The sequence below is a fragment of the Pseudarthrobacter sulfonivorans genome (genome assembly GCF_024391045.1).
GTDB lineage: Bacteria > Actinomycetota > Actinomycetes > Actinomycetales > Micrococcaceae > Arthrobacter > Arthrobacter sulfonivorans_B.
Window position 1 is genome coordinate 1 of the sequence record NZ_JANFCZ010000036.1, and the last position, 13,081, is coordinate 13,081.

Sequence of the window (13,081 nt, forward strand, 5' to 3'; positions counted from 1 at the left end):
TCGCGCGCGGCGGGCTTATCACGACGGCGGCACCACCGCGGGTGCCGCCGTCGCACTCCCCCGTGTGGTTACTACTGCGTGTGTTTACTCCGAGGCGCGCGGTGCGTTCAGTTCCCCGGCAATTTTCCCTTCCAGGGCCGCGACCGTGGCTTCGGGAAGGACGATGAGGCCGTCCAGTTCGCGCCGGGCGCGTTTGTACGCGGTTTGCCGTTCGGCAGGTGTCGCAGCGGTGTCGGATGCGATGTTGAGCAGCTTCCGGGCCGTCGACAAGCGCTGGCGTTCCAGCTCGGAGAAGTTATGGTCCTTGATCCGTTTCGCTTCACGCTCAGCAACGTCGAAGGCCAGTTCGAAGGCGTTAACGGCGGACCGGTACTCCGCCAGCCGGGCCGGCGTCGTAATGTCTCCCGGGGCGGCCGGCCGCAAACCGTCCGCGGCCTTCTTCGCCCGGAGGAAGGCGACGGTCAGAGGTTCGCGCACATCCGTCATGACCGGGAAATCGATCAGTTTCCCAACATCGAGCTCATAGTCCAGCCACCGCCGGTTCACGGCGTCGTGCGCTGCCACCAGGGCGGCCACCTCGGACTGGCTGGCCTGCTCTGCCTGGACGGCCTGGTTCTTGAGCTTGTACAGCTCCACCCGGCGCCGGTGCCGGCGTTCGCTGGCCTTTGACCACTGCCGCGCCCACCCGCCGGCCACTCCGCTGAGGGGGAAAGCGAGCCACCAGTAATGGCGAAGGAAGTCGAAGAATTGATCCACGGACTCATCCTCCCACTGCCCCCGCCGCACCCCAAGCTTCGCCCAAGGCAACCCCTTGGCACCCATACCGGGTGTCGACGTCGTACGCCGACTTAACCCGTCAGTTCGTTCAGGCGGGTCCGGAGGTAGCGCCGTTCGGTTTCGTTGTCGGTCAGGATCAGCGCCTCCTCGAAGGCGATCCTGGCCTCGCGGGCACGGCCCAGCCGGGTCAGGAAGTCGGCTCGTGCTGCGGCAAGATACGGGTAGCGGGCCAGCTGGGGCTCTGCGCCGAGCGCATCCAGCTCCGCCAGGCCTTCCGCCGGCCCCGTCGCGAAGCCCAGTGCTATGGCCCGGTTGAGTTGGATCACCGGGGAGGGCCACGTCTCCATCAGCACGTCGTAGAGCCCCAGGATCTCCTGCCAGTCCGTGCCGGACCACGACTCACTCTCGTCATGGACGGCCGCGATGGCCGCCATGACGGCGAAGCGCCCCGGCGGCCGCGCAGTCAACGCCTTCCGCAGCAGCGCCACCCCCTCGTCGATGGCCTGCCGGTCCCATTTGGACCGGTCCTGGTTCTCCATCAGCACCAGTTCACGGTGCTCATCGAGCCGGGCTCCCCTGCGAGCGTCGGTGAGCACCAGGAGCGCCAGGAGTCCGGCGACGTCGCGGTCCTGCCGGAGAAGCGCCCGGAGCATCCTGGCCAGCTCAAGGCCGCGTTCGGCGAGGTCACGGCGCATCAGGTCCGCTCCCGACGGGGCGGTGTGCCCGGTGGTATACACCAGGTACACCACCGACAGCACGCCGTCGAGCCTTTCCCGCAGCTCCGGCGCCGCCGGCACCCGGTACGGGATGTGCGCGGCCGCGATTTTCTTCTTCGCCCGGGTGATCCGCGCCGCCATCGTCGCCTCGGGCACCAAAAACGCGCGGGCGACGTCGGCCGTGGACAGCCCGCACAGGAGCCTCAGCGTCAGTGCCACCTGGGCATCAAGGGCCAGCGCCGGGTGGCAACAGGTGAAGATCAGCCGCAGCCGGTCATCGGGAATGTCATCCGGGCGCCTGTCCGGTTCGTGGTCCGTGTACCCGTCCGGGACCAGGAGTTTGGGGAGCGCCCGCTGCGCCACCGCGGCCCGGCGGTGCATGTCCAGGGCCCGCCGGCGAGCGGTCACGGTGAGCCACGCGCCGGGGTTCTTCGGAATGCCGCGCTGACCCCACGTGGACAGTGCGCTGGCGTAGGCGTCTTGGACGGCTTCCTCAGCTGCATCGATATCGCCGGTGACCCGTACGGTGGCCGCCAGCACGAACGCCCACTCCCTGCGGTGCGCATCGGCAACCGCGGCAGCAACCTCCGAACTGGCGGCATGCGGCATCAGCTGACCATTCGCACGGGCCGGACCTCTACCCCGATGCCGGCCGGAACGTCCTTGGCGATCTCCAGCGCCTCATCGAGATCGCCCGCCTCGATCAGGTAGTAACCGCCCAGGGTTTCCTTCGATTCGGCGAACGGACCATCCGTCACCGCGAACCCGCCGGCACCGTCGCGTCGGATGGACGTGGCGGTCGACGGCGGCTGCAGCGCCGCGCCGCCGAGCAGTGACGCGCCGCGGCGCTGCTGGAACTCCTGGTACGGGGCGCTGATGGCCTCGCCGTCGGATTGTTTCGCCGCCTCATCCTGAAAGATCAGGACCAAATACTTTGACATTTTGTGCTCCCTTCGTCCGTAACCCTGTTGTGAGCTTGCACTGCATCGACGCCGAAAACCTCGCCGTCACCGGGCCGTCGGTTCCTGCCCTTACTCATACGACGCACGACGGAAGCCCGGATCGACAACTACGGACCGGACTTTCACCGTGCCACGCGCTCATCCCTGGTGCCAGTGGGAGGGGATCACCAGATCCGCGGGCAGCCGGGTCAGGCCGTTACCGGCCGCGGAGTTGAGCTGCGGCTGGGTCAGGTAGAGGGCCTTCGACAGGTCGGCGCCCGCCAGCCGCGCGTCGCGGAGGTCCGCGCCCAGCAAATCCACCCCGGACAGGTCACTGTCCCGCAGGTCAGCCCCAATCAGGTAGGCCCCTCTGAGGTCTGCCCCGCACAATCGGCGGCCGCTCAGGCGGATGCCCATCAGGTCCGCGCCGGGCCCCAGCCGGGCATCCAGGTGATCACCACCCGCAGCAAAATACGACGCCCGGACTTCCGCACTGACATCCATCAGCGTCGCCCTTACCTGGGCGTGAAGGTCCTGGACATCCTGCCGGAGCAGCTGCTGGGGACCGCCGTCGATTGCCTGCCCGATGATGGCGCCGAGTTCCTCCGCACGCCGGCCAAGGTCGGGATCGAAGGTCCGGCGCCGGGCCTCGGCCAAGTACCACAGCATCTCGTGCAGCTGCCGCACGGCTTTGAACGCGGCAAACATCGGGCCCTTGGAGTCAGGGGCCTCACGCCAGTTCGTTCCGCCGAAGAGCCCCTGGGACACTTTCTGGCCGGCGCCGAAGCAGTCAAAGACCGTGCAGCCCCGAAAGCCCCTCGGGCGCAGGGTGGCGTGGATGGTGCAGGAGAAATCCGGGGCGAGGTTCCGGCAAGGTGAGCCGGCGGGTTTGTCGAGCGCAAAATCCGCTGACCGCGAGAATCCGAAGGCGGTGCAGCAGAGCGCGAAGCAGTTGCCGCAGTCAGGGCGCAGGGACTGCCGGTCAAGGGCAGACGCCGGGTGCGCGGCGGGGTTGGCTGAATTCGATTGCATGTGATCTTCCAGTGATGAATCCGATAGGGGGCCGGTGATCGGGGGAACTCCACAGGGAGCTCCCCTCTTGGGCGCACGTCATCACGGCCCCTCGAAGGAGCGAACGGGAATCGCTGAAGGGCTCTGGGTCACAGAGAAGAACAGGTCACAGAGAAGAATAGAAAGTCACTGGTCCCAGACTACTCTTTGGGTGGGGCTCCCCGTCAGGCCAAGGCCGTTTGGCCCTACCAGCCGCCCCCCGCCCGTTCCAGGCTTAATCAGGTAGGCGTCGGGGCGGACGCTCGCGGGCCCTGCGCCGAACCTTTGCCGGACTGCGGGCTCTGAGGACATCCTGACGTGTCAGTGGACAGGCGCCGGCTCCCGCAGCACGGGTTCCCGCGGCCCAGGCTCCCGCAGCACAGGTTCCCGCGGCGCGGGCGGCCCGTACCGCGGGAAAGCCCGCGCGTTAATGCGGCCCGCAAAGCCCTCCTCGCTGCCGGGCCGTTGTCATCGCTGCTCTACGTGGTGGCAACCGACGGCGTGGCGGCAGCCAGGTGGGACGGTTACCGCCGCACGGAACAGATGGTGAGCGAACTGCTGGCCGTCGGCTCGCCCGGCCGCGACGCCATCGTCCCGCTCCTGTGGATCTACACGGTGCTGTTCATCGCCTTTGGGATAGGCGTCTGGACCTCCACGCACGGCAACCGCGCCCTCCGTACGGGCGGTGGACTGCTCATCGGCTACGGGCTGTGGAACATCGTGGGAGGCGCCTTTCCACTGAGGCTGGGCGACGATGCGTCCATTCCCTTGCATATCGTGGCCACCAACATCCAGCTCGCGCTGATGGTCGCGGCGATGTGCTTTGTCGCCGTGGGGTTCCGCGGCCGGATGCGCTGGTACTCATTCCTCTCGCTGGTGCTTTCTGCAGTGATGGGCATGGTCGCGTTTATGGCCGCGCCGGGACCGAACCTCGTGCTGGGCATCGGCGAGCGGATCAGCATCGGGGCGTTCCTGCTCTGGGTGGCTGTCCTCGCCGTGGTGGTGTGGAAGCGTCCGGCGCTGTGGAAGTGTCCGGCGCGGTACCCAACTGAGGTGCCGCCGTCGTAATTTTCGACGCCGACTGCCGCATTCACCTTCGGCGGATAGACTTCCGGGGATTTCCGGGTTCGCCGACGAGGTGCAGTCTGAATGACTGGCGCGGCGCCGAGCACAACTATTGGGGGACGCATGGCACTTCCTGACATTCTGGGCCAGGACCATATGCACGCCGCAGCCAAACTGCTTGGCACCTACTACCGCCGAACTGCCGCCGGGCTCCCCGCGTACACGGGCAGCATGTACAGCTCCTGGGGCGGCGGAGCTGCTGCGCGTGATGTGAACCGGGTGACGGCCGAGGACCTGATCGCCGTCTCCTTCCTTTCCGTGGACGTCCCCGGCGAAGCGGCCTTTGGCATCCTGGAACCCCAGGCCGCGCTGATTTCGGATCTTCTGGCGCAGATTCCGGCCGACCTGGAAATGGCCGGTCTGCCGCCAGACGACTTCGACAAAGTCCTTGGCGAGGCCAGCCCCGCACGTCAGTTATGGCACGTCCTGCGCGGACGCGGCACTGGCCGCCGAGGCATGTGCGAGACCCGCACCAGCAAACTGATGGCCCGCAAGCGCCCGCTGCTGGTCCCGGTCTACGATTCAGTCGCCGGGCACCTGATGCGCCTCGGTCCGGGCTCGGCGGGCCAGTGGCAGAAGTGGCACACGGCACTGACCGACGGCACCGGCCTCCCGGAGCGCCTCCAGGAAATCCGCCGGGTTTCAAGGATCACGGATCCCATCTCGGATCTCCGGGTCATGGACATCGTGCTCTGGATGTACGGGACGGGCGCCGCGACCGGCGAACGGCAGTAGGCGGTTTCGGCCCCTGGTTCAGCGATTGGTTCAGCGATTGTTCAGCGGCTGTTGGTCTGGCGGCCGTTGTAGTCGTCGTCCGTGATGTGCTCAGCCCACGTTGTGGTCGTGGCCGGGTCCTCGCCGTTTTGGAGCATGGCAAGGTGTTCCATGAAGCAGCCGGGGGCGGCGGCGTGCCAGTGCTCCTCACCGGGCGGAGTGTAGAGCGTCTGGCCCGGGTGGACTTCGATGATGTACCCGTCCCGCGTCCCGAAACGGCCAACGCCCTGGGTGACCCGCAGATACTGGCCGTGTTGGTGGGAGTGCCAGGCTGTCCGCGCTCCGGGCGCAAACCGGACCGTGGCTACGACCATCGTCTGGTCACTCTCGTGCGGAACGGCGATGGGGTCTAACCACACGTCGCCGGCAAAATGCGCCGCCGGGTTCTTCGTGGTCGGCGTGGAGGGTTCAATGTTCATGGTGCTCCTTACGCGTGGTCTGTGAAGAGTTGCTGGGCCAAGCCCATCGCGGACATGCCCTTGGGCCAGCCCGCGTAGAGCGTGACATGGGTGATGGCTTCGATCAGCTCTTCCCGGGTCACACCGTTTTCGATGGCCCGGCCCAGGTGGGAACCCAGCTGCTCCGTGTTCCCGCCGGCGGTGAGCACGGCAACGGTGATGAGGCTGCGGTCGCGCGGGCTCAGTTCGGGCCGGTTCCAGACGTCTTCAAAGAGCATGTCGTCGGTGAGCTCGGCAAGCTTCGGGGCGAAGTCGCCGAACATCTTCCGGCCGCGGCCGGTCTGTTTGGGTTGATCAGTCATGGGTATTCCTTCTTTTGTTGGGGTCTAGTCAGCTCCGGCAGGGTGCCGCGTGTGCCCGTCGCCGTGCCTGCGCTGTGAGTTCGTTCGCCCCGTAGCTGTTGTCGTCCGGGTTGACGGTGACTCCGGGCGCGACGATCTTGTCGATGCGATCGAGCACGTCCGCTGACAGCGTGATGTCGGCGGCAGGCACGTAGGACTCCAGCTGTTCCATGGTGCGTGGTCCCACGATGGCGGACGTGACGCCGGGGTGGTTGATCACGAACGCGATTGCCAGCTCGATGAGGCTGAGTCCGGCCTGTTCGGCCAGTTGCGCGAGGTCTTCGACGATGTCGAGCTTGCGCTGGTTGGCCGGGCTTGTCATGTCGAACCGGGCGCTCGGACGCGCGGACGAGGCGGGTGCGGCCGCCGAGTCTTTGCGCCAGCGCCCGGAGAGCCACCCGCCGCTAAGCGGGCTGTAGGTGAGGGTTCCCATGCCATACCGCTGGGCTGTTGGCAGGATGTCCTCTTCGATGCCGCGGACCAGGATGGAGTAGGGCGGCTGTTCGGTGACGAACCGCTCCAGGTTGCGTTCGCGGGACGCCCACTGGGCCTCGACAATCTGGGATCCGGAGTAGGACGAGGACCCGATGTAACGCACCTTTCCTTGGCGCACAAGGTCGGTGAGCGCCCCCAGGGTCTCCTCGACGTCGGTGTCCGGGCTGGGCCGGTGCACCTGGTAGAGGTCAATGTGGTCGGTATTCAGGCGGCGGAGCGAGTCTTCGACCTCGCGCATGATCCAGCGCCGGGATCCCCCGCGGTGGTTGGGGTCTTCGCTCATGGGCATGAAGAACTTCGTAGCCAGGAAGACGTCGTCGCGGCGTCCGGCCAGGGCCTCGCCGACGATCTCCTCCGAGGCCCCGCCGGAGTACACGTCAGCGGTGTCGATGAAGTTGATGCCGGCGTCAAGAGCGCGGTGGATGATGCGGCTGGAATCGGCGCGGTCCTCGTTGCCCCAGGGGCCGAACATCATCGCGCCGAGGCATAGTGGGCTGACCTGCACGCCGGTGCGGCCGAGTGGGCGGTAGTCCATAGTGGTTCCTGCTTTCTGTCGTGGGGACCTAGGCTTCCGGAATTTCCCGTCCGTAGGCCGCAATCGTGATGGATTCCGGCTCGGGACCGCCCCGCACTCCGGTGTCGAGGGCATCGATGGCGCCCATCTGTTCGTGGGTGAGCTCGAAGTCGAAGACGTCGAAGTTCTCGGCAATGCGCCCGGCGCGGATTGACTTCGGGATCACCGAGTGTCCCAGCTGCAACTGCCAGCGCAGCATCACCTGCGCCGCGGACTTGCCGTGCGCCTCGGCGATGGACAGGATGACTGGATCGTTGAAGGTGCTCTTTTGGCCATCTCCGCGGTACGAGGTGATGCCGCCGATCGGCGACCATGCCTGGGTGAGGATGCCCATCCCCGCGTTTGCCTTTCGTACCTCGGGCTGCGAGAAGTAGGGATGCACTTCGATCTGGTTCACCGCCGGGACGATTGAGGTGTTCTCCCGCAAGGCTTCCAGATGCTTCGGCATGAAATTGCTGACACCGATCGCCCGCACCGATCCGTCGGCGAGCAACCTCTCGATTGCCTGGTAGGCGGCGACGGTCTTGTCGAATTCACCGGGAAGGGCTTGGTGGAGGATGAACAGGTCGAGTGTTTCGACGCCGAGCTTGGCGGCACTTTTTTCGAACGCGTGCAGGGTCTCCTCAAAGCCGTAGTCGCTGATCCATACCTTGGTCTCGATAAAGATCTCGGAGCGGGGAATCCCGGAGCGGCGGATGCCCTCGCCGACCTCCCGTTCGTTGCCGTAAGCGGCAGCAGTGTCAATATGGCGGTAGCCGGTGGCCAGGGCGGTCTCTACCGCGTCCGTGGTTGTTTCGGGCGGGGTCTGGAAGACGCCGAGCCCGATGGCGGGCATGGTGACGCCGTTGTTCAGTGTGAGGTGCATATTGGTCCTGATTCTGTGGTTACGGGCGGACGAGTACTTTGAGGGCTTCGCGATCGGCCATGGCCTTGTACCCGGCAGGAACGTCGTCCAGGCCGATGGTGCGGTCGAAGACCTTGCCCGGATCGATGGTGCCGTCGAGCACCAGCGGCAGCAGTTCCTCGATGTACGCGCGAGCGGGTGCCACGCCGCCGGTGAGGGTGATGTTGCGCATGAACTCGGGGAATCCGAGCGGAACTTCGGAGAACTGCGGCGCACCCACGCGGCTGATCACGCCGCCGTCGCGCACCACGCCGATCGCCATTTCGATCGCCGGCTTGAGGCCCACGGCTTCGAGCACAGCGTGCGTTCCGTCGCCGTTCGTCAGTTCCCTGACTTTGGCGATGCCTTCCTCGCCGCGTTCCGCAACCACATCAGTGGCGCCGAACTCGCGGCCGAGGTCGGTGCGGGCCTCGTGGCGGCCCATGAGGATGATGCGCGAGGCGCCCATGAGTCTGGCCGAGAGGACTGCCGAGAGCCCCACGGCGCCGTCACCGATTACAGTGACGCTCTGGCCTGGTTTGATGCCGGCCTTCTTGGCCGCGTGGTAGCCGGTGGACATGACGTCGGAGAGGCTCAGGAGCGACGGGATCAACGCCTCTTCGAACCCCGCGGGGACCACCACAAGGGTGCCCGCCGCCTGCGGGACCCGGGCGAATTCGCCCTGTCCGCCGTCGTTCTGGCCGCCCCAGCGTCCGCCGTGGCGGCAGGAAGTCTGCAGGCCTTCCTTGCAAAAATCGCAGGTGCCGTCGGAGGCGACGAACGGTGCAATGACAAAGTCCCCGACGGCGAGGCCGGTCACCTCGGAGCCGAGTTCCTCGACGACGCCGACGAACTCGTGGCCCATGCGGGCGCCCTCGGCGGACTCCGGTTTGGAACCGTAGGGCCACAGGTCGCTGCCGCAGATGCAGCCGGCGACGATGCGCACGATCGCGTCGGTGGGCTCCTGGAGGGTGGGATGGGGGACTGTCTCCACGCGCACGTCTCCGGCGCCGTACATCAGTGTTGCTCGCATCTTGGATTCCTTACTGAGTTGTGGGGCGGTTTCCAGTCAATACCGGTCTCCGGCCGCATGGGAGGGCAGGTTAGTACCCCTTTTGAACTGCGGGGTTGGCGGGCGCTGCGGGGTTGGCGGGTCAGCGGACAGGTTCGGGCAGGGCCGATGGCCGCGCCGCGGGCAGGTCCGCGGGCAAATCCGTAGGCAGGTCCCCGGGCAGGGTCCTGGTGCGGCGCTCTGCCAAATCTGCGGGCAGGATCAGTGCCGCAGCAAGTCCCAACGCCAGGATCAGCAGGATGCTGCCGGTGGTCAGCGCCGCGCTGACCTGCGCGGTCAGGTCCGCCGCGGCGGTGCCCGTGGCCGGAACGGTCGCAGCGGCCGCGACGGCGATGCCGAGCCCCAGGCACATGCCCACCTGGTGGAAGGTGTTTACCAGGCCTGACGCTGCACCGGCATCGGAAGCGGGCGCACCGGCGATGCCGAACGACGTCAGCGGCGCGAACGCCAAACCCTGGCCGGCGCCGATGAGGACCATGGGCAGTGCCACGCCGGTCAGGTAGGAGGAGCCGACGCCGGCGCGGCTCAGCCAGAACATCCCGGCCAGCGTCAGCAGGATCCCGGCCAGCAGCGGAGCCGAGGCCGGCAGCCTGCCGGCCAGCCGCGGGATGGCCATGGCCACGGCAAAGTTGACTGCGGTCATGGGCAGGAACGCGAGACCTGCCTGAAGCGGGTCGAAGCCCAGCACTTCCTGCATGAACTGGGTGGTGAAGAAAAAGAACGCGATCATCGCTCCCAGGTAGAGGAAACGGGCAAGGTAGGCGCCGATGCGGCGGCGGCTCGCGAAGAGCCGCAGCGGCATGATGGGCTGGGCGGCCTTGCGTTCGATCAGCACAAAAGTGGCCAGAAGTACGACGCCGGCGCTGACGGCCGTGGGCGTGACCGTTGAGTTCCAGCCCGCTTCCGCTGCGTTGATGATTCCGAACACGAGCGCCCCCACACCGAGGGTTGCGCTGAGCGCACCGGATACGTCGAACCGTCCGCTGGCCCGTCCGGTTTCCGGCAGGAACCGGGGCGCGAGGGCGATCATGGCGGCGCCGAGGGGCACGTTGACGTAGAACCCGGCCCGCCACGAGATCCAATGGGCCAGCGCCCCGCCGATGACCAGGCCGAGGCTGGCGCCGATCCCTGCGGTGGCACCGTACAACGCCACCGCCCGGGTGCGTTCACGGCCCTCCGGGAAGCTCGCCGTCAGCAAGGACAGCGAGGCCGGTGCCACGATCGCTGCCCCAACCCCCTGGACGGCGCGGCCGGCGATGGCCCACCACCCTGCCGGAGCCACGCCGATCAGGAGGGACGCGAGCGCGAACACCGTCAGGCCGACGACGAACACGCGGCGCCGGCCCAGCAGGTCACCGGCCCGGGCACCGAGCAGGAGCAGGCCGCCAAAGACCAGCGTGTAAGCGTCCTGGACCCAGGAGAGCTCGCCGGTGCTCAGCCGCAGGTCGGCCTGGAGGCTGGGCAGCGCAGTGAAAATGACCGAGTTGTCCAGCAGAATCATGAAATAGCTCGCAAGGATGATCGCCAGGATCGCTGCCGGGTGGCCGGCTGTGGTGGGTGCAGGTTTCATGGTTTCAATGCAACCGTGGTTCCGCGCGGGCCGGGAGTCACGGACGTACAGGGTAATGCCAGTGCCTCCCTCGTCCCATCAACGGCGCGTAGCGTGGATCCATGACACATAGCGATGACGTGCGGAAGTTCCTGACCTCCCGCCGGGCCAAGATCACGCCCGAAGAGGCAGGACTTCCCCTCTACGGCGGCAACCGCCGGGTCACCGGGCTGCGCCGCGAGGAAGTTGCGATGCTCGCCGGGATGAGCGTGGACTACTACGTCCGTATTGAACGTGGAAACCTGTCCGGCGCCTCGGACAGCGTCATCGAGGCACTGGCCCGGGCACTGAAGCTGGACGAGGCCGAAACGGCCCACCTTTTTGACCTGGCCCGAGCCGCCACCGCCTCCCCGCGCGTGCGGCGCAAGCGGAGCCCGCAGACGGTGCGGCCGAGCGTTCAGCGCGTTATCGACGCGATCACCACGGCCCCGGCCTGGGTCCGCAACGACCGTGGGGATGTCCTGGCATCCAACGAACTGGGCCGCGCGTTGTACATGGACATGATGGCGGAGCACGTCACCCCGCCGAACAGCGCACGGTTCACTTTCCTGAACCCGAAAGCGCAGGACTTCTTCTCCGACTGGCAACGCAGCGCGGACGATATCGTCGCTGTCCTGCGTTCCGCGGCCGGGAAAAACCCGTACGACAAAGACCTCACAGACCTCATCGGTGAGCTCTCAACCCGCAGCGAGGAGTTCCGCACCAGGTGGGCCCGGCACGATGTGAAGTACCACCGCACCGGCCGCAAGCGGCTCCACCATCCGATCGTGGGTGACCTGGACCTGAGCTTCGAGGCCCTGGAGCTCGCCGCGGATCCGGGACTGCGCATCAACGTATACACGGCAGATCCCGGGACGCCCTCCGAGGATGCCCTCAAAGTCCTGGCCAGCTGGGCGGCCACCCAGCGCGCCGAGGATGTCCCCGTCAAAAGGATCAACTGACCGCGGCGGAGGGCATAGCGACTACGCGGGGGCACGCGCTGTTTCGACTGTGCTTGTTTCGACTGTGCCGTTGCTACTGTCCTGTTTCTACTGTGCCGGCCCGGCCATGAAGTGTTCCATGGCGTCCACCGCCGCAGGTGCTCCCCCGGACGACCTGATGCGCTGGCCCATGACCTCCAGGTTGTGGCGGATGTCCCGGTCGTGACTCACGTCGTCGATGACCGTGCGGATCAGCGTGGGTGACAGCGCATCGGCGGGGAGTCCGCGTCCCAGTCCCAGGTCCTGGACGCGGCGTGCGTTGGCTTCCTGTTCAGGCTGCAGCGGAAAGGCGACAAGGGGAACCTCAAAGTACAGCGCCTCCATGGTGGAATTCATCCCCGTGTGCGAGAGGAAAACATCGGCGTGGCGCAGGACCTCGATCTGCGGGAAGAAGGGCCGGACCTCAACATTCTCCGGCAACTCCCCCAGCTCCGATGCATCAATACGGTCGCCGAGGGCCATGGCCACCTGCCACGCGGTGCCGCCGAACGCCTCCACACACATGCGGAAAAAATCCGGGCGGTCGTTCAACGGCGTGGTGCCCAGCGAAATGAACACCAGTGACCTTCCCTTAACGCGGGGCTGCCATGGCTCCTCCGAGGCTCGTTGCCCGGGGCTGGGTCCCACAAAGTGGAAGCTGGCGCCGAACGTCTCGCCCGCGGGCTGGAATTCCCGCGGGATGAAGCAGATGTTCAAGGAGGCCGGCGGTCCCTCCATGAAGTTGAAATCGTGCAGGCCCTGTTCGGCGGCGAATTCCGCGATCAGCTGGCGGACCTGCTTGAACGCCGCGAGCATTTCGGCCGGCGGACGGCCCGGCATCAGCTCCCGCATCGAAAAATGTTCGTTGGTGGCATACGTGGGCAGCAGCGCAATGTCCGGCAAGCCAAGCTTCAGGGCGGCCATCTTCCCCGCCAGGGTCATCGCGTCGTAGCACACCGCGTCCGGCGGGTCCGAGGCCAACCGGGCCAGCAGGGCAGGGAATTCCACCCTCGCCCGCTCCAGCAGCCGCTCCAACAGACCGGCCATCATCCCTGATCCGAGCCCCGCCAGCATCCCCATCCGGGAGGGACCTCCGGCGTCGGCAGACCGGCTCAGCCGGGGAAGCTGCGCGGCGAAGTCCTCACCGCTTTCAAAGAAGACGGCACCGGCGGCTTCAACAGCCTTCGCGTACTTGGCCGCCGTCGCATAAGTGACCCGGTGGCCCCGCCGGACGAGTTCGGCCACCACCGGCAGGGTCGGGTTCACATGGCCCGCGGCCGGCAGGCAAATAATCGCAAAGTGCATGA

General features: G+C 66.8%; 14 protein-coding genes. 3 read left to right on the forward strand and 11 right to left on the reverse strand.

Annotated elements, in window-relative coordinates; genetic code table 11:
- Positions 1-84: 84 nt before the first annotated feature.
- The 4 genes from NQJ30_RS17700 to NQJ30_RS17715 form a co-directional block, all read right to left on the reverse strand.
- Positions 85-756, reverse strand: a complete 672-nt coding sequence (locus NQJ30_RS17700) for a hypothetical protein (protein WP_255771527.1) — start codon at positions 754-756, stop codon at positions 85-87.
- A gap of 92 nt (positions 757-848) precedes the next feature.
- On the reverse strand, positions 849-2,102 hold the full coding sequence (locus NQJ30_RS17705; protein WP_255771528.1) for an RNA polymerase sigma factor: 1,254 nt from the start codon (positions 2,100-2,102) through the stop codon (positions 849-851).
- The gene (locus tag NQJ30_RS17710; protein ID WP_255771530.1) at positions 2,102-2,434 is read right to left on the reverse strand and encodes a YciI family protein; all 333 of its coding nucleotides are present in this window, start codon (positions 2,432-2,434) and stop codon (positions 2,102-2,104) included. The genes NQJ30_RS17705 and NQJ30_RS17710 overlap by 1 nt, the downstream gene beginning before the upstream one ends.
- A 159-nt stretch (positions 2,435-2,593) precedes the next feature.
- Positions 2,594-3,466 carry a pentapeptide repeat-containing protein gene (locus NQJ30_RS17715; protein WP_255771531.1) on the reverse strand — a complete coding sequence of 291 codons (873 nt, stop codon included), beginning with the start codon at positions 3,464-3,466 and terminating at the stop codon, positions 2,594-2,596.
- A gap of 336 nt (positions 3,467-3,802) precedes the next feature.
- On the opposite strand from NQJ30_RS17715, the gene NQJ30_RS17720 reads away from it, so the two are divergent.
- Positions 3,803-4,552 (forward strand): DUF998 domain-containing protein, encoded by a 750-nt coding sequence (locus NQJ30_RS17720; protein WP_255771532.1) that lies wholly within the window; start codon positions 3,803-3,805, stop codon positions 4,550-4,552.
- A gap of 120 nt (positions 4,553-4,672) precedes the next feature.
- Positions 4,673-5,344: a DUF6308 family protein gene (locus NQJ30_RS17725; RefSeq protein WP_255771533.1), complete on the forward strand. Its 672-nt coding sequence runs from the start codon at positions 4,673-4,675 to the stop codon at positions 5,342-5,344.
- A 41-nt stretch (positions 5,345-5,385) separates the two neighbouring features.
- Here the strand turns inward: NQJ30_RS17725 and NQJ30_RS17730 are convergent, their stop codons facing one another.
- The 6 genes from NQJ30_RS17730 to NQJ30_RS17755 form a co-directional block, all read right to left on the reverse strand.
- Positions 5,386-5,802, reverse strand: coding sequence for a (R)-mandelonitrile lyase (locus tag NQJ30_RS17730; protein WP_255771535.1), 417 nt, complete (start codon positions 5,800-5,802; stop codon positions 5,386-5,388).
- Between the two features lie 8 nt (positions 5,803-5,810).
- Positions 5,811-6,143: a carboxymuconolactone decarboxylase family protein gene (locus NQJ30_RS17735; RefSeq protein WP_255771537.1), complete on the reverse strand. Its 333-nt coding sequence runs from the start codon at positions 6,141-6,143 to the stop codon at positions 5,811-5,813.
- Between the two features lie 28 nt (positions 6,144-6,171).
- The gene (locus NQJ30_RS17740) at positions 6,172-7,212 is read right to left on the reverse strand and encodes an aldo/keto reductase (RefSeq protein ID WP_255771543.1); all 1,041 of its coding nucleotides are present in this window, start codon (positions 7,210-7,212) and stop codon (positions 6,172-6,174) included.
- A 28-nt stretch (positions 7,213-7,240) separates the two neighbouring features.
- Entirely contained in the window at positions 7,241-8,116 is an 876-nt protein-coding gene (locus tag NQJ30_RS17745; protein ID WP_304664257.1) for an aldo/keto reductase, read from the reverse strand.
- A gap of 19 nt (positions 8,117-8,135) precedes the next feature.
- A complete protein-coding gene (locus NQJ30_RS17750; protein ID WP_255771547.1) occupies positions 8,136-9,167 on the reverse strand; it encodes a zinc-dependent alcohol dehydrogenase family protein in 1,032 nt (343 codons plus the stop codon).
- A gap of 121 nt (positions 9,168-9,288) precedes the next feature.
- Positions 9,289-10,776: an MFS transporter gene (locus NQJ30_RS17755; protein WP_255771548.1), complete on the reverse strand. Its 1,488-nt coding sequence runs from the start codon at positions 10,774-10,776 to the stop codon at positions 9,289-9,291.
- 101 nt (positions 10,777-10,877) lie between these two features.
- Here NQJ30_RS17755 and NQJ30_RS17760 point away from each other — a divergent pair, with 101 nt between their 5' ends.
- The gene (locus tag NQJ30_RS17760; RefSeq protein ID WP_255771549.1) at positions 10,878-11,756 is read left to right on the forward strand and encodes a helix-turn-helix transcriptional regulator; all 879 of its coding nucleotides are present in this window, start codon (positions 10,878-10,880) and stop codon (positions 11,754-11,756) included.
- Between the two features lie 87 nt (positions 11,757-11,843).
- Here NQJ30_RS17760 and NQJ30_RS17765 read toward each other — a convergent pair whose 3' ends face one another.
- On the reverse strand, positions 11,844-13,079 hold the full coding sequence (locus NQJ30_RS17765) for a macrolide family glycosyltransferase (RefSeq protein WP_255771551.1): 1,236 nt from the start codon (positions 13,077-13,079) through the stop codon (positions 11,844-11,846).
- Between the last annotated feature and the right edge of the window lie 2 nt (positions 13,080-13,081).